Origin of the sequence: Gordonia sputi NBRC 100414, from assembly GCF_000248055.1 — a bacterium.
GTDB classification, from domain to species: domain Bacteria; phylum Actinomycetota; class Actinomycetes; order Mycobacteriales; family Mycobacteriaceae; genus Gordonia; species Gordonia sputi.
Map to the genome: position 1 here is coordinate 51,354 of NZ_BAFC01000084.1, position 16,508 is coordinate 67,861.

Sequence of the window (16,508 nt, forward strand, 5' to 3'; positions counted from 1 at the left end):
GTTGCCCTCTATGAGTCTTCGCTCGTGGGGGGCAACGATCGTCTCTGCGCTTTTGGGTACGTCCGTTCTACTCGGTATCTCCGGTATGTCTGCCGGAACGGCGCATTCGGCGACGCCGTTCATCGCCCGGTACACCGACACGGCCTACATCAACGGTGTCCCGACATTCGGAGCGATCTCGGGTATCGATCGGATCGGCGCCAACCGCTTCGCGATGATCTCGACCGACGTCGGTCGAGGCGGTCCCGCACGCTTCTTCACGAGCCAGTTCAGCTACACGTCGGGCGTCGCGGGCTTCACGTCGAATCCCGGAATCGACGGCGGAGGTGTACTGCTGGGTCCGGGCAACATCCCGCCGCTGCCGGGTTCGGCGCAGTACGAGGGAATCCGCTCCACCAGCGGCGGCTACGTCGTCGTCAGTGGTGGCGACCATCAGTTCGTGCGTCTGCAGAGTGCAGGACCGGTCGGCACGTACATTCGTGACCTCGGTCTGCCCGCGGCCTGGCGGCCGTCGAAGAAGTCGGGGCTTGCCGGCCAGCGTGGACTCACCGGCGTCGCTGTTGGGCCACGCGGACAGATCAGTGTGATCACCGCAGGCGGTCTCCGCCAGGATCCCGCAACGTCGGCGCGGTTGTTGACGTTCGGGAAGACCAACTCCGAGTTCGTGTATCGCACCGATCCGGGTAAGAGCGCGGCCGACGTCATCGCGGTCAACAACACCGACTTCCTCGTGCTCGAGCGTGGCAAGGGCCGCAGCACGGCGATCTACTGGGCCACCACGCGTGGCGCCGATCAGGTCGGCGGGCGAGCCAACCTCTCGGGTGCCGAGAAGGCGGTGCCCAAGCAGTCGATCTTCAACACCGACGGCACGCCCCGACTCGCGACGGGCAACATGTCGGCGATGGCATGGGGTAACTGGCAGCCCGATCTGCCCTGGCAGAACTTCCGCACGCGCACCCTGTTCGTCGTGACGAACAACGCCTTCGCAGGGCCGACCAGGGTGCACTCGTTCGAGGTCCAACTGCCCCGCTGACGCGTCGCAGGGGCAACCCTGAGATCTCAGGGGCGCCGGGGTGGTCGCAGTGGGGGAATCACCCGATGGCAATGCGATCAATCTATGGCACCGTTGAGCCATGACATCAGAGCAGGGCGCAAGCGCGAGCGCCGAGGACCTCGTCAAAACCTACGGATCAGGTGATACGGAGGTCCACGCACTGCGTGGCGTCACGTTGTCATTTCGGTCCGGCGAGTTCACCGCCATCATGGGGCCATCCGGGTCGGGCAAGTCGACCCTGATGCATTGCCTCGCAGGACTCGACGTCGCGACCAGCGGTCGTGTCCACATCGGCGACACCGATCTGACTGGTCTGTCCGACAAGAAGATGACCATTCTGCGACGCGACCGGATCGGATTCGTGTTCCAGTCGTTCAACCTCGTACCGACCTTGACCGCCGCGGAGAACATCACGCTGCCGTCGGACATCGCGGGGCGCAAGGTCGACCAGGACTGGTACGACACGGTGATCAGCCGACTCGGTATCGGCGACCGGCTCGACCACCTTCCCAGCGAGCTCTCCGGCGGACAACAACAGCGCGTCGCGTGTGCGCGTGCACTCGTCGGCAGGCCTGCGATCATCTTCGGCGACGAACCGACCGGAAACCTCGACTCCCGATCGTCGGGCGAGGTGTTGTCCATCCTGCGCGCGGCCACCGACGAGTTCGGTCAGACCGTCGTCATCGTGACGCACGACCCGCGGGCGGCGTCGTACGCCGACCGCGTCGTCTTTCTCGCCGACGGCAAGATCGTCCGCGAGCTCCCTCGACCTTCGGCGGACGACGTGTTCGAGATGATGAAGAACCTCGACGACCTTCCCGCAGACGATTCCGGCTCGGATGCCGGTGTGACTGCTGGCGCGACTGCTGATGCGACTGGCGGTGCAGAGCTCGGCAAGCACGAATCCGGCTCTGTCGCACCAGAATCCGGCGTCGGCCGGCACGCTGCGGACGCCGGGTCCGACGCGGATTCGACGCAGGCGGGCTGACACATGGCCTCCTCCTCGGTGATGCGGAAGGTATCGCTGCGCAATCTGGGTGCGCACAAACTGCGACTCGCGCTGACGGTCTTCTCGATCGTGTTGGGTACCGCGTTCGTCGCGGGGTCGATCGTGTTCACGTCGACCATCTCGCAGGCGTTCAACTCGATCTTCGACAACGCGGCGCCAGGTGTGTCCGTCGAGGTGACCCCGGAGGATTCGAACTCCGCCGGCGTGCCGAATTCTGTTGTCGAACAATTGACCTCGCAGAAGAAGGAGCTCGGCGTCGACAAGCTGTCGACGAACTACACGGGCTTGGTGACCATCGCCGATTCGCGCGGCAAGGCGCTGCAAACCGGCGGTGCGCCGAGCTTGGGCTCCGCGTACATTCCGCCGAACGAGTCGCTGTCTCCCGACGACGGAAAACTGCTGCCGGGCGGACGTGCACCCACCGGCTACCAGGAGGTGGTGCTCAACCAATCGGCGGCGGAGAAGGGCGACCTCAAAGTCGGGTCGACCACGAAAGTGGTTGTCGGACAGGGTTCGAGTCAACCGATGGACGTCACGGTCGTCGGTATCAGTCAGCTCAAGGGCGACACCGGCGGGTACGTGAACGTGCAGTTCGAACGTAGCGCGGCAAGCCAACTGCTCTCCGACGGTGAGCACGTCGCGACGGTCGACATGTCCGCGGTCAGCGGCGTCAGCGACACCGAACTACGCGATCGGGTCAAGAACCTCCTCGCGTCGGATTCGTTCAAGGTTCGTACCGGAGATCAGGTGCGCCAGGACGAGAAGGACCGCGTCAACCAGTTCCTCACGATCTTCACCGGCATCCTGCTCGCCTTCGCCGCCATCGGCCTGGTGGTCGGCACCTTCATCATCTACAACACGTTCTCGATGATTGTGGCGCAACGTAATCGGGAGCTCGCACTGCTCCGGGCGGTGGGTGCCACCGAGCGTCAGGTGTCGCGGTCGGTGCTGTTCGAGGCGTTCATCGTCGGGGTGATCGGTGGACTCGTCGGTCTCGGCGTCGGCATCGGGCTCGCGGCTGCACTCAAGGCGATCACGTCGTCGACGTCGGGGCTGCCGCAGGCGTCGCTCAACGTGAGTGTGTGGGCGGTGCTCGCCGCACTGTTCGTCGGCGTTGTGGTGACGATGGTCAGCGCGTGGGTTCCCGCCGTGCGTGCTGCTCGGGTGCCACCCGTCGAAGCCATGCGAGCGAGCGACGCCGAGCGTGCGTCGTCGTTGCGCAACCGCACGATCGCAGGAGTGGTGTTCGGTGTGATCGCCGTTGTCGCGATCGTGTGGGGCGCCATGGGGGAGGGCATGCTGCGTGCGATCATCGTCGGTGTGGGCGCGGGTGCCGCGATTCTGGCGGCCGTGCTCGCGGGCCCAGCCCTACTGCAGCCGGTGGTCGGTGTGCTCGGACGAGTCATCGGCGCACCCTTCGGGTCGATCGGCTACCTGGCCCGGACCAACGCGATGCGCAATCCACGACGCAGCTCCGCGACGGCCTTCGCGCTGACGCTCGGTCTGATCCTGGTGGCCGTGATCGGCACGCTCGGAACATCATTCAAGGGCACCGTCGACACCGCGGTCGATACGGGAATCACCGCTGACTACATCGTGACCGGCACCAACAATCTGCCGATCTCGCCTGCGGTCGCCGAGGCCGTGAAAGGTGTGAAGGGCGTTGAGGATTCGGTGAGCCTCGGTGTGGTGCAGGCGAGGATCGGCGACACCAAGTCCAGTGGTTACGCACCACTCGGCGGCCAGATCAGCACCGTCGCCAACATCGACATGCTCGACGGCGCGTCGGATCAACTCCCGGACAACGGGATGTTCGTCAGTCAGCGAACGAGCAACGACAAGGGCTGGAAGCGTGGTGACACAGTCACTTTCACCTCGTCGCTCGGCGACAAGGTTCCCGCTCGGGTCGACGGGGTGTACGCCGACAACGAATCGTTGCAGCCGTGGCTGGTCGGCAGCAAGGTCTACGAGTCATTGATGCCGGAGCCCGCGCGGATGAGCTTCGGAGTATTCGTCAAGGCCAAGCCCGGCGTCGACTCATCAACGCTCCGAACAGATCTCGAGAACGCGACCAATTCGTTCCTCACCGTGCAGGTGCAAGATCGTGAACAGTTCAAGAGCAGTCTGTCGCAGCAGATCGACCAGATGCTCGGCGTCCTGTACGCGATGCTCGGGTTGGCGTTGGTCATCGCGATCCTCGGCATCGTCAACACGCTGGCGCTGTCGGTGGTGGAGCGGCGCCGCGAGATCGGGATGCTCCGCGCGGTCGGCATGGTGCGCGGTCAGGTTCGACGCAGCATCTACCTCGAGTCGGTGTTCATCGCCATCTACGGTGCGCTCGTCGGTGTGGTGATCGGCGTGGTCGTCGGATGGGCGCTGGTGCGCACGCTGGCGCGCTGGGGCCTCGGCGATCCGGTCCTGCCGTGGACGCTCATCGTCGTGACGCTCATCGGCGCGGGCGTCGTCGGAGTGCTCGCCGCGCTGTGGCCCGCCAACCGCGCCGCCCGCACCCGACCACTCGAGGCGATCGCCGAGGCGTGAGCGTCGAGCCGATAGTGGCGAGCGGGTAGTGCCACCGGGCAACAGGGGGGAGCGCTCGAATACGTGAGTGCTCGAGTGTCCAGCGATCCGTATGACAGTTGCGCCCGAAATCGGTGCCGATTGTCATACGGATCGACCTGTCGTGCGGACCGGCCCACCCTTGGCCCGATGACCACTGGGCGACGAACGGCTACGCCACCGCCGGAGATGCGCACCGCGGTCTTGTCCACACCGAGAGGTCTTGGACCAGTCCCACGTGTGGCGACGGCCCGTTTGGCACAATCGGCGCCATGACGCGACCACCCGAGGACCCGAACGACCCGGCCGAGCACCCGGAGACCCGGGCATTTGATCCCAGCGAGGACCCCTCGGGTGGCGGCGACCCGACGGCGCGCACCGAGGCGTACTCACAGCACGATCCCTACGCCAACCAGCCGTACGGAGACCAGCAGCCGTACGGGGACCAGCAGCCGTACGGGGACCAGCAGCAGTACGGGTACGGGGAGCAGGGCTACCCAGACCAGGGTTATCCAGATCAGGGCTACGGGCAGCAGGGGTACGGCAACCAGGAGTACGGCCAGCAGGGCTACGACAACCAGGGCTACGACCAGCAGGGCTACGGGAACGAGCAGCAGCCGGGACAGGACCCCGACTCGTCAGGCGGGGGCAAGCGCACCGCGATCCTGGTGGTGGCGATCATCGCGGTCATCGCGCTGATCGCCGTCGTCGCCTACGCGATCATCCGCAGTTCGGGAGGCGACGGCGACACGGTCGCGACCACAGCGCCCGCGACCACCACGGTGACCACGACGCCCACCACGACGACCGAGGAAACCACCACCGAGGAGACCACCACCACGACGACGCCCGCGCCCGCAGCAGGGGCCGTGACCTACCAGATCACCGGCAACGGCGACGTCGTCGCACTGCGGTTCCGCAAGGGCAACGACTACGAGATCGTCGCGGCGACCGGCACTCCCTGGTCGCGGCAGGCCACCGTCACCGGGGACAATGCCGAACTCACCGCAGTCGTCGTGCGTGGCCCGGTGACCTGCAACATCCTTCGCGGTGAGGAACTGCTCGCCTCGGCGACCAGCAACGGCGGCACACTGCGCTGCGCAGCGGGGCTCTGAGCCCCGGCACGCATCGGCCTCAGCGCGGCTCGAGCACCAGCACCAGATTCGTGGCGGCCACCTCGCGCACCAGCGGCACGCGCAGCACCCACCACGCCCAGCTCGGCAGGTAGCGCGGGAAGGCGGCGACGAGCCGTGCGCGGCCACGTCGGGAGCGGGCCCACCGCAGACCGTCGTCTGCGGTCACGGCGAACAGCGATGTGCCGAACAGGTTCTTCGGCGGATGGCCGTGGCGCCGCGTGTACCAGCGCGCGGCCCTCGCGCCGCCGAAGTAGTGCCGCAGACCCATCTCGTGTCCACCGAACGGACCCCACCAGAGCGTGTAGCTGATGATCACGATGCCGCCGGGACGTGTCACCCGCAGCATCTCATCGGCCATCTCCCATGGCGCAGGCGTGTGCTCGACGACGTTCGACGAGATGCAGATGTCGACGGAGCCGTCGGCGAAGGGCATCTGCTGGCCCGACGCCCGCACCGATCCGCGATGTTCGAGACCGCCCGCATGCATTTCGGACGGGTCGGGCTCCACCGACAGATACGACGCCCCGCGCTGGCGAAACGCATCGGCGAAGTAGCCGGGACCGCCGCCGACGTCGAGCACCACAGCGCCGTCGAGCTCGGCGAACGCGCCCACGAGGTCGGCGGTGTCGTCGGCGAGGGCACGGTAGAAGCGGGCGGGATCGGACTGCTCGTAGCGGAAGTCGTTGAGCAGCCCCGCCGCGCGTGGGAGCGTGGCGAGTCGGGCCATCGCGGCGTCGGCACGTGTCGTGGTCGTGCCCGTCGTTGAGGAGGCTGTGGTCGTTCTCGGTCGCGGCACGTCGGAGATGCTACCGGGGTGGTTGCGTAGCATTGTCGGCGATGAATACCCCGTCCGACGTCGTGCTGCTGTGCTGGCGCGATACCCGCCACCCCCAGGGTGGGGGCAGCGAAACCTACCTCGAGCGGGTCGGTGCGGAACTCTCTCGACGCGGAATGCGGGTCACCTACCTGACCTCGTCGTACCCGGGTGCGTTGCGCACCGAGGATCGCGACGGCATGCGCTTCGTGCGGGCAGGGGGTCGGATCACCGTGTACCCGGCCATCCTGACCATGCTCGTCGCCGGTCGGCTGGGCTTGGGCCCGCTCGCGGGAGTCTCGCCCGTCGCCACGGTAGACACGCAGAACGGCATCCCGTTCTTCGCGACACTGGTCTCGTCGTCGCCGACCATCGTGCTCGTGCATCACTGTCACCGTGAGCAGTGGCCGGTGGCCGGCCGACTGCTCGGCAGGCTGGGGTGGTTCCTCGAGTCGCGGGTGTCGCCGCGGGTCCACCGTCGCAACCGGTACGTGACCGTGTCGGCGCCGTCGGCGCGTGAGCTCGTCGAACTCGGCGTCGACGACGATCGGATCACCGTGGTGCACAACGGAATCGATCCGACGCCTGACTCGGCGGTTCCGCGGGCCGGCGATCACGACGTCGCTCGGCTGTGCGTGCTCTCCCGCCTCGTCCCGCACAAGCAGGTCGAGGACGCGCTGCGGGTTCTTGCCGACCTGCACCGCGCGGGCGAGCGTGAGGTGCACCTCGACGTCATCGGCGACGGTTGGTGGTCGTCCCGATTACATTCGGCAGCAAGAGAACTCGGCGTCGAGCGGCTGGTCACCTTTCACGGTCACGTGTCGAACGATCGCAAGTATCAGATCCTCGCCGAGGCCGACGTGCACCTGATGTCGTCGCGCAAGGAGGGCTGGGGGCTCGCGGTCATCGAAGCCGCACAGATGGGTGTGCCGACCATCGGCTACCGCCACGCCACCGGTCTCGCCGAATCGATCGACGACGCCGAGACGGGACTTCTCGTCGATGGTGTCGACGAGATGCTCTCCGCGACACGAAAACTCCTCGACAACCCTGCCGAACGCAACCGCCTCGGTGCGGCCGCACGCACACGGGCGCAACGCTATTCGTGGTCTGCGACCGCCGACGGGTTCATGTCGGTCTTCGATCAGTCCTCGCGCGGCTGAGCTTTATTGCTGACCCGAATGGGGAGGCCCCGAGCCCGACGGCGCCGCAGCGGCCACAGCGCAGCCACGCCGCCGCAGATGATCAGTGCGGCCCAGACAAGGTGTGCCGCGTAGGCCGACGCCCGCGCCGCACTGGAGGCTCCGCCGACGTCGGCCGGGTGATCGATGCGGAACAGGATGAGATCGTGGCCGCGGAAGACGACGTCCGCGCGGCCGGCCAGTGCGGCAGGTATGTCGGGTTGAGCTGTGCCCGAGAGGTTTTCGACGAGCACCCAGCCGACGCCGAGCCGGGCGAGAGTCGTCGGGTCACCACCGGCGCGCAGCGCTTCGGTCACCTGCTGTGCGCGTGGCGTCGGCTCGTCGACGGTCGCGCCGTCGACGACGAGTTCGCCCGATTCGACGACGGGCGCGCGCAGCATGCGTGCGGCCGGGTCGAGCGATGGCGAATCGGTGAAGGGGTACTGCCGCACGGTGCCGGGCGGCCACAGTGCGACGTCGCCCGCGTCGGACGGCACGAGTTGCGCGACGCGCGCCCAGTCGTCGGGATACTGCACCGTCGAGAGTCGCCCGCCGACTCCCCACGCGAGGTCGGGGAGCGGTGCCACCACGAGAAGGATCACCGCCGCGAGCGCGAAACCCGAAGGGACGAGGTCACGTAGCCGCCACACCGCCGCGGCGCTCGCCACTGCGACGATCGGCATCACCAGCGCCACGAACTTCGATGAATCGCGGAGCAGGCCACCGCCCGGGATCGTGCTGACGATCTCGGCAAGTGCACTGCGGCCCGGTCCGAAGGACGTGATCGCGAGAACAAGAACCACCACCACCGCGAGCTCCGCCAGCGCTCGCACGAGCGGAGCGTCGACAAGCAGTTCGCGTCTGCGCCACAACGTGATCGAGCCGACGCCGACGACTGCGATCAGGCAGACCGTCGCGACGGCCGCCCACCAGAATGTGCGGCTCGCGGGCACGGCGTCGGCGTTCCAGATACCGCCGAGGCCAAGCACCGTGCCGAGCGGTCCGAGGGCAGGCTCCGAACGTAACCCGAAGGCGCGCACGCCCGCAGCGCCGTCCGTCGAGGTCGACGCAGAGGTCAGCAGCGCGGCCACGAGCCACGGCAGCGCCGACACCCACGCCACCAGCACACCGGCCACCCGCCGCGCGTGCACGTGCCACGACGACTGCGCCACCTGCGACCCGCCGCCCGCGAGCACCCCACCGCTCCCGAGCACACAGACGACCGCGACGACGAGGCCGAAAAGTGAACCGCTGGGCGTGAACCCGGCGACGGCGAGCAGCGCGGCCAGCACGAACCAGCACCGCAACGAGGTAGTGAAACCCCACCGGGCGCCACCGGACTGGGCGGAACCGTACCGGGCAGCGGCCAGCGCGATCCACCCCAGTGCGCCGTATCCGACGAGTAGTCCCCAGTGGCCTTGGAGAAGTCGTTCTGCGACAAAGGGATTCCACAGCGAGACAGTCGTGGCCGCGACGGCCCCGGTCCGGCCGGCACCGGGTACGAGATGCGCCGCGAGTCTGCCGTAACCGACGCCGCCTACGGTCAGTGCAGCGAACAGGATTGCCGTGACGAGGAATCCACCGTCGATGACCGAACTGCCCAGTGCCACAGCCCAATCCTGTGGAACGGCACGCGGTGGTAGATCGCCGATCCCCAACGTCGTGTCGGTGACGTACGACCGAGGGGTCGACACCGCGTCGCGGTAGAGCAGATATCCCGGGCGCAGGAGTGGACCGAGGATCAGTGCGGTCAACGCCGCGCTGATCACCCAGAGCGTCGGCAGCAACCGGGACATGGCGTGCCGTGTGTTCTGAGTCCGGTGTTCTGAGTCCGGCGAACTCAGTAGTGGTAGGTGTCCGACGGTGCGGAGGCGTGGCCGGGATCGACCTCGTACTCCGTGCCGGTCACCCCGTACGCGCGGGCGAGGTCGAGGATCTTGGTCGCGCGGGCGATGCGGGGCAGGTCGGAGCCGTTGCGGATCTCGCCTCCCTCGGCCTCGAACTCCGCGAAGAACTCTTTCGCCCAGGTGATCTCGTCGATCGACGGCGTGAGGCCCTCGTTGACCGGCGCGCACTGATCGGGTGTCAGACAGATCTTGCCGGTCATACCGAATTCGACGCTGACGGCGGTTGCCTCACTGAGCTTGAGCGCACTCGAGCCCACCGTCGGGCCGTCGATGGCGCTCGGTAGGTGGGCCGCCTTCGCGGCGATGGTGAAGCGCGAGCGCGCGTACGCCAGGGTCATCGGGTTGTCGCCGAAGCCGGTGTCGCGGCGGAAGTCGCCGATACCGAACGCCAGCCGGAAGGTGCCCTTCGCCGACGCGATCTCGCTGATGCGCTCGAGTCCGCGTGCCGTCTCGACCAGCGCGACGATCGGCACGTCGGGGAGTCGCTTGGCGGTCTCGGTGACGTGGTCGACGGACTCGACCATCGCGAGCATCACGCCGCCGATCGGGGTCTTCGAGAGCGCCTCGAGGTCGTCGGCCCACCACGGGGTGCCGAAGCCGTTGACACGCACCCAGTCGCCCGCGCCGCCCGGAAGCGGGTTGCCGTCGGGGCCGGTGCCGGGATCGCTGGTCAACCACCCGACGACGTTGTCGCGCGCGGTGAGCTTGTCCTTGGGAGCGACAGCGTCCTCGATGTCGAGCACGACGATGTCGGCGCGCGACCGCGCGGCGTGTGCGAATCGGTTGTGCTGGGCGCCGTTGACCAACAGCCAGCTACGCGCGAGAACCGGGTCGATGCGAAAGCCGACGTCGGAGCTCTCGACGTCGGTCTGCGTGTTCTGGTCATACATCGCTGTCTATCGTTTCACATCGGAGAGGCACACTTGACCACATGGTGCGTTCCCCCGTCGTCGATGCAGTCGGGTGGGTTGCCGTCGGTTCGATGCTCGCCAACGTCTGCGCCTACGCGGTGCATCTCGGTGCGGGTCGCTGGTGGCTGACGCCCGCGGAGTACGGCGAGCTGGCCGTCGCGCTCTCGGCACAGTTGGTGCTGACCGTTCCCGCGCTCGCGCTGCAGGCGGTGGTTGCTCGCGAAGTGGTTCACGGCCGCGATGACCTGCGGATACGTAGTCTCACACTGCGGTGTGCACTCGCCGTGGCTGTGCTGGCGGTCATCGCCGTCCCGGTGGTCTCAGCGGTCGCGTCGACGTCGTGGACGCTCACCGCGGCCGGCCTGGCGGCCGCGCCGCTGCTGACCGTCGTCGGCGGTGGTCAGGGCGTGCTGCAGGGACGTCGACGGTTCCGAACGCTCGGAGTCGTTCTCGCGGCGGTCGGGGTGGTTCGCTCTGCTCCGACGATCGCGGCACTCGCCGCGGGCGCCGGACCGACCGGAGGACTGCTGGCCGGCGCGGTGGGGACCGCCGTCGCCGCTGCCGTCGTATGGGGTCTCGCCGGCGCACGCATGCCCGCGGGGAGCAGCACGCCGGGTGCCGGACTGCCGGGTGCCGGCCTGTCGACCGTCGTCCGGGCGTCGCAGGTGCAACTGGTGCTCGTGGTCGCGGTCTCGCTCGACGTCCTGCTCTCGCGCACCGTCCTCGACCCGCGTGATGCGGGCGTCTACGCCTTCGGTGCCATCGCGACGAAAGTCGCCTTCTGGTTGCCGCAAGCCGTCGGAGTCGTGTTCTATCCGCAACTGGCCGACCCCGCGTCGTCCGGTCGGTCACTGCGGCAGGCGGTCGGGGTGGTCGCCGGAATCGGGTTGGTGATCACGGTGCTCGGCGCGCTCGCCGGACCACTGCTGCCCGTACTGATCGGCGACGACTACCGACAGCTGACCGACCTGCTCGGACTGTTCGCCTTCACCGGCGCGGCGTTCGCGGTGCTACAGGTGGCGCTGCTCGCGGCCATCGCGCACGACCGCACGCGAATCTCGGTCCTCGCCTGGCTCTTTCTCGCCATCGAGGCTGCCGCGATCCTTCTGTTCGGGCACAGCGTGATACGCCTCGCGGTGATCGCCGCCGTCGCGGCGACCGTCTCTGCGGTCACGACAACTCTTGTGGCTCTTCGTTTTTCGCATCGGACTCCGGATCGTGCCTCCGACGGCGCGGCCGGTGGTCGTCGACCCAGCGCTGCCACCGATCAGGGAACGTGAGCAGCGCACCCGCGATCAGCGCCAGCGCGCCGACAATGCCCGCGATCAGTGGCACCACGCGACCCCAGGTGGTGACGGGTCCGGCGAGCGACGCCGCGTCGTCGGCCATCGTGCGCTGCGTCTGGGCGTCGAAGCCGAACGTCGCGCGCAGGTTGGTGAGCGCGACACCCGAGTCTGCGCCACCCGAGTCTGGGCCACCGGAGCCTGGGGCATCGGAGTCTGGGCCACCGGAGCCTGGGCCATCGGAACCGGCAACGCGGTAGGTCTGTTCGACGTCGACGCGTTCGTCGAGGATCACGCCCGTCGCGGCGTCGACCGAGATGTCCCACCGCGCCCGATGATGCAGCGTCGCGGTGATCTGCCGGTTCGGGTCACCGTCGGAGATGCCGAACCACGACGCCGGTCGCGTGATGCGCGTGGCCGGGGTGCCCGAGGGGGTTCCGGAGCCGATGGCGGCGAGGTCAGTGTCGGGGACCTCGGCGCGGTACCGGATCGCGGTGCGGCCGCCCACCTGTGACTCCCCGGCGTCGAGGAGTGGGACGGTGCGACGCGTGGTGACGTCGAAGTACCGCGCGCCCGATGTCGGCGGATCGAAGGGCAGCACGTAGGTGTAGCCACGACGATCCGGCGCCTGGACCGGTGCGGAGTTGCTGTCGTACTGGATCTCGGAGTTGCCCCGCGTTCCGCCGACTGCCCCGAGATCGGGCAGCGCGGAGTGACGGTTGAGCGTGACGCGGTCCCGGACCGCCGACACCGTCGGCGAGGTGCACGCGTCGGCACCCTCGGCGGGCGCGACCTCGCTGCCCGGTCGCGCGGCGTCGGACTCGGATTCCTTCCCGTCGAGCCAGATGCGGTCGGCCTGCACCGATGCGCCGGCCTGCAGCGTGACCCGTCGCGAATCGGCGGGCCGCACCGCCACGACGCGTTGCTGGCGCACGAGGGTCGCGTCGAGGACACGTGCGCGTGGGGTGTTCAGCGAGCAGCGGTCGAGGATCTGCGCGTGCTCGTCGTCGGACATGCCTGCCGTCGACACAGTGGTCTGGTCGGTGCTGAGCGGGATGGTGCGGAGGCGGTCGACGAACAGCGTCGGCAACGCGATGGTCACCGCGATCAAGAAGGCGCCGAGAAAGATGAGAGTCGGCCCGATGAGGTCGGCCGTGCTGAAACGGCTCGGGTTCCGGGCCTGCGACATGGGCACGACACTACTGTTCGCCTGTTGTTCGCCTCTCGGGTGTCGGTTCCGGTGCCGGTTCGGGTGCGGGTTTGCTGGCCGGATACGCGCAGCGCGGTGGCCCGTATCCTGGGCTGATGCCAGACCCATCGACGACGCAGAGCGCCCCGTCGTCGAGTCGCCCGGCGCCCAGGTTCTTTCCGCAGCTCGAGGGCATGCGCGCGGTGGCTGCGCTCGGGGTGCTCACCACGCACGTCGCCTTTCAGACGGGTGCCGTCGCGCTTCCGGTGATCGGCCCGATCCTCGGCAGACTCGACCTCGCCGTCGCACTGTTCTTCGCGCTGTCGGGGTTTCTGCTGTGGCGGCCATGGGTGGCGAGCGCGCACGGCTGGTCGAGTGCGGGCCGGTCGGCTCACGCGGCGCACCCGCCGATACGCCGCTATCTGCGCCACCGTGTGGTGCGGATCTGGCCCGCCTACCTCGTCGTCGTGGTCGTCGTGTTGACTCTGCTGCCCGAGGCGCAGGGAGCCGACGCGACGGTGTGGTTCGCCAATCTGACGCTCACGCAGGTCTTTGTGCCGCTGTCGCTGACCGCGGGTCTGACCCAGATGTGGAGCCTCTCGGTCGAGGTCGCGTTCTATCTCCTGCTCCCGATCCTCGGCTTCGCGTTGTTCGCACTGCGCGGCCGCAGCGTGTCGGCCCGTATCCCCGTGCTGCTCGCGCTCGGTGCGGTGAGCATGAGCTGGGGATGGATCGCCGAACTGCTTCCGACACCCGACGGCGTCGAACCGACCAACTGGGTGCTCGGACATCTCCCGTGGTTCGTCGCGGGGCTGGTGCTCGCCGAGGTCGCGGGTGCCGACGAACTGGGCCAGCCGACTCGCTTCACGCGGGTGGTCGCGGCGGTCGGCGCACGACGCAGGCTCATGCTCGTCGTGTTCGTCGTCGCGTACGGGCTCGCGTGCACACCTATCGCGGGCCCGACGGGGCTGGGAGTTCTCGCGCCGTGGCAGTTCGCCGTGAAGATGGCGCTGGGTGCGATCTGCGGTTTCACGCTGCTCGCCCCGCTGATCTGCTCGGATGGTCGGGCGGGAGTGCTGGCCAGGGTCTCCGACCGCCCGTTCCCGTTCCTGACCTCGCCGGCAATGCTCGCGCTCGGGCGGTGGTCGTACGGCATCTTCATCTGGCACGTCGCCGTACTCGCGGTGGTGTTCGGGCTGTTCGGGATCGTTCCGTTCACCGGCCACACCGCAGTGGTCTGGATCATCACCGCGATCCTCAGCATCGGGATCTCGGCGGCGAGTTACGCCTTCATCGAGGAGCCGTCGCGCAACTGGCTGCGCTCTCGGGAAGCGCGGCGTCGAGGAGCGACACCTGCCGCGCGCAGCCAGCGAAAAACCGTGTCTCGCCACGACTCCGGCACGGCCGAGGCGAGCGCCGAGAAGACAGTGCTCGCTACCGCGACGAACGCGGGAAGCTGAACCCACCACGCGAATTCGTTGTATCCGGACTCGGCATGCCACGGAGCCGCTGCGAGTCCGACGGTCGCCACAAGCATCGCCACAAAGGTCAGTACCACCCGCGCTCTCGGGCTCAGCGCCGCAACGGCTGCGCCGACGACGACGGAGATCGCAAGACCCCACCACCCCGCCAGTAGCCAGGACGCCGCCAGCCAGCCGGCACCGGCACACGCACACGCCGCGAGCGGCGTCGACGACGACTCGGCGGTCGGCTCTGGTGCCGTCTCGGGTTCTCGTCGCGTGCGCATCGGCCATAGCGCAAGAACGAAAAGCACTGCGAGCAAGACGAACCCGACGAACAGGGCCCAGCGGTAAGGCGTGTCGTAGCGGAACTCGAGAGCGACGGTTCCCGACGATCCGGCCGGAACCTCCCACCCCTGCTGCCAGCCGTTCACGACGACCGGCCGCAGCTCGGTGCCTTCCAGTCGCGCAACCCATCCGGGATTCTCGCTCTCGGGAACGACGAGGAGCCGCGCGGCGTCGGCGGCGTCGATTTGTACCGAACGCGACGTCGAGGCCCAGGTGAGCACGTGTGGCTTCTGGGTCGAATCCGGCTGTGTGGCAGAGGTATTCGACGCTGCTGCGGTACCGTAGCCGCCGCCTGCGTCGAGCCCGACGGTGTCGACGGTGAATGCGGTGCCCGGATTCGCCGACAGTTCCTGCTCGCCGGCACCGAGACCTATGGTCGGCGTGCAGGGCTGTGCGACGACCGGCTCGCCTCTGCGCAATGCCCCGGCCGTCGTCTGGATCTGCATGCCGACCACCTGGCCCGACACCGTGATTCCCACACCGCCGTTGCAGCCAACGGAGATCGGGTGTGCATCGTCGAGCGGAGGTGCTTGCGGGGCGGGTTCGACCTGCACCTCGGCAATCCCGGTCGGTGCGACACTGGTGAATCCCAGGCTGTTGACGTCGATGAGGTCTCGTCGTGCGAGCACTGTGAGCGAAATATGGTCAGTGAATGCGGGGTTCAGGTCGACGATGCCGTCGCCTCCGACGGTGTGTTCCTGCGGGCCGGTCCCGAGGTCGACCGACACGCGCGTCGGCGCCGCAGGGTAGTCGTGCGGCATCACGAGGCGCAGGCGGTCGACGCGTTGCGCCGTGGGCAGCGATATGTCGAGGCGGGGGCGTGACTTTCGGCCGGACTTGTCACCGTCCTTGTCGTCGTCGCGGGCGGTCCACACGGTTGTCGGATCGCCGTCGACCGCAGCCTGTGCCGAGCCTCTCGGATCCGACACCGACGACGGCCCGCGCGCTGTCACAGCTCCCGGACGCGCCAGCAGTGCGTTGAGTGCATCGCCTGGTTTCGGTCGGACCACCATCACGGGTGTGACGCTGGTCGGTTTCGGCACCGACAGTGCGAGCGTCATGACCCCGGGCGTCTCAGGTGAGAGGCCCAGTCCGCCAGCGCATCTCACGACATCGGTGGCCCGATCGAGCGGGGTGTTGTCGAGTAGACAGCTCGACCGGCCCGAGAGTTCCTGGGAGAGGACCCAACTCGACACCTTTGTATCTGCCTGCAGCGTCGGTAGCACCATGCGGTGGCGGATGGTGAGCGGCATGCCTGACGAGAGATCGGTGAGCGCGACCTCACCGAGCGCGAACTGGTTTCCGGCAGAACCATTCTCGGTACTGATGGCACGAATCTGAATCCAGCGGGTCGGACCACTGGGTGCGGTCACCGTCACGGGCTTGTTCGGCTCGACGCCCTGCGCAACCGTCGTACCCGCCTCGGTGGTGACCAGAATCGACGACACGTCTTCGCCGAGCGCCTTCGCCGTGGTCAGGCGGATGGCGAGATCGCTTCGCGGACGGGTGAAGTCGATGCGCATCCACTGCCCGACCGCAGACGACAGTCCGCTGCTCGCCCATGCCGTCGACGTGTCGCCGTCGAACGCGGCGGCAGGCGAACTCGCGGGCGACGTCTGGCCCGGCTGGGTGGCGTCCGACGCCGAGCCCGACGTCG

Annotated in this window: 11 protein-coding genes and 1 pseudogene; 7 read left to right on the top strand and 5 right to left on the bottom strand. The window is 68.1% G+C overall.

All coding sequences use genetic code 11. From position 1 onward, the window contains the following. Positions 1–10 precede the first annotated feature (10 nt). From GOSPT_RS14315 to GOSPT_RS24560, 4 genes are all read left to right on the top strand, one after another. On the top strand, positions 11–1,033 hold the full coding sequence (locus tag GOSPT_RS14315) for an esterase-like activity of phytase family protein (protein ID WP_039856082.1): 1,023 nt from the start codon (positions 11–13) through the stop codon (positions 1,031–1,033). A gap of 100 nt (positions 1,034–1,133) precedes the next feature. Further along, positions 1,134–2,042, top strand: a complete 909-nt coding sequence (locus GOSPT_RS14320) for an ABC transporter ATP-binding protein (RefSeq protein WP_005207060.1) — start codon at positions 1,134–1,136, stop codon at positions 2,040–2,042. A gap of 3 nt (positions 2,043–2,045) precedes the next feature. Beyond that, positions 2,046–4,604 carry an ABC transporter permease gene (locus tag GOSPT_RS14325; protein ID WP_005207062.1) on the top strand — a complete coding sequence of 853 codons (2,559 nt, stop codon included), beginning with the start codon at positions 2,046–2,048 and terminating at the stop codon, positions 4,602–4,604. Positions 4,605–4,894: 290 nt separating this feature from the next. Next, positions 4,895–5,737, top strand: a complete 843-nt coding sequence (locus GOSPT_RS24560) for a hypothetical protein (RefSeq protein ID WP_005207064.1) — start codon at positions 4,895–4,897, stop codon at positions 5,735–5,737. Between the two features lie 19 nt (positions 5,738–5,756). On the opposite strand, the gene GOSPT_RS14335 is transcribed toward GOSPT_RS24560, so the two are convergent. Further along, entirely contained in the window at positions 5,757–6,485 is a 729-nt protein-coding gene (locus tag GOSPT_RS14335; RefSeq protein WP_005207066.1) for a class I SAM-dependent methyltransferase, read from the bottom strand. A gap of 110 nt (positions 6,486–6,595) precedes the next feature. Between GOSPT_RS14335 and GOSPT_RS14340 the strand changes: the two genes are divergently transcribed. Then, positions 6,596–7,735 carry a glycosyltransferase family 4 protein gene (locus tag GOSPT_RS14340; RefSeq protein WP_039856084.1) on the top strand — a complete coding sequence of 380 codons (1,140 nt, stop codon included), beginning with the start codon at positions 6,596–6,598 and terminating at the stop codon, positions 7,733–7,735. Here GOSPT_RS14340 and GOSPT_RS14345 read toward each other — a convergent pair. Together GOSPT_RS14345 and GOSPT_RS14350 are read right to left on the bottom strand one after the other, a co-directional pair. Further along, the gene (locus GOSPT_RS14345; RefSeq protein ID WP_005207070.1) at positions 7,717–9,549 is read right to left on the bottom strand and encodes an MmpA family trehalose lipid delivery protein; all 1,833 of its coding nucleotides are present in this window, start codon (positions 9,547–9,549) and stop codon (positions 7,717–7,719) included. The genes GOSPT_RS14340 and GOSPT_RS14345 overlap by 19 nt on opposite strands. A 44-nt stretch (positions 9,550–9,593) precedes the next feature. Further along, positions 9,594–10,550, bottom strand: coding sequence for an HpcH/HpaI aldolase/citrate lyase family protein (locus GOSPT_RS14350; RefSeq protein ID WP_005207072.1), 957 nt, complete (start codon positions 10,548–10,550; stop codon positions 9,594–9,596). Positions 10,551–10,591: 41 nt separating this feature from the next. Here GOSPT_RS14350 and GOSPT_RS14355 point away from each other — a divergent pair, with 41 nt between their 5' ends. Continuing rightward, positions 10,592–11,851, top strand: a complete 1,260-nt coding sequence (locus tag GOSPT_RS14355; protein WP_005207074.1) for a lipopolysaccharide biosynthesis protein — start codon at positions 10,592–10,594, stop codon at positions 11,849–11,851. Here the strand turns inward: GOSPT_RS14355 and pgfA are convergent. Then, a complete protein-coding gene (gene pgfA, locus GOSPT_RS14360; protein WP_005207076.1) occupies positions 11,742–13,043 on the bottom strand; it encodes a cell envelope lipid trafficking protein PgfA in 1,302 nt (433 codons plus the stop codon). The two genes, GOSPT_RS14355 and pgfA, sit on opposite strands and share 110 nt — an antisense overlap. A gap of 116 nt (positions 13,044–13,159) precedes the next feature. Between pgfA and GOSPT_RS23180 the strand changes: the two genes are divergently transcribed. Beyond that, a complete protein-coding gene (locus GOSPT_RS23180; RefSeq protein WP_083837482.1) occupies positions 13,160–14,503 on the top strand; it encodes an acyltransferase family protein in 1,344 nt (447 codons plus the stop codon). A 932-nt stretch (positions 14,504–15,435) separates the two neighbouring features. On the opposite strand, the pseudogene GOSPT_RS24725 reads toward GOSPT_RS23180, so the two are convergent. Then, positions 15,436–16,508 (bottom strand): annotated as a pseudogene (locus GOSPT_RS24725) (discoidin domain-containing protein); the annotation flags it as partial.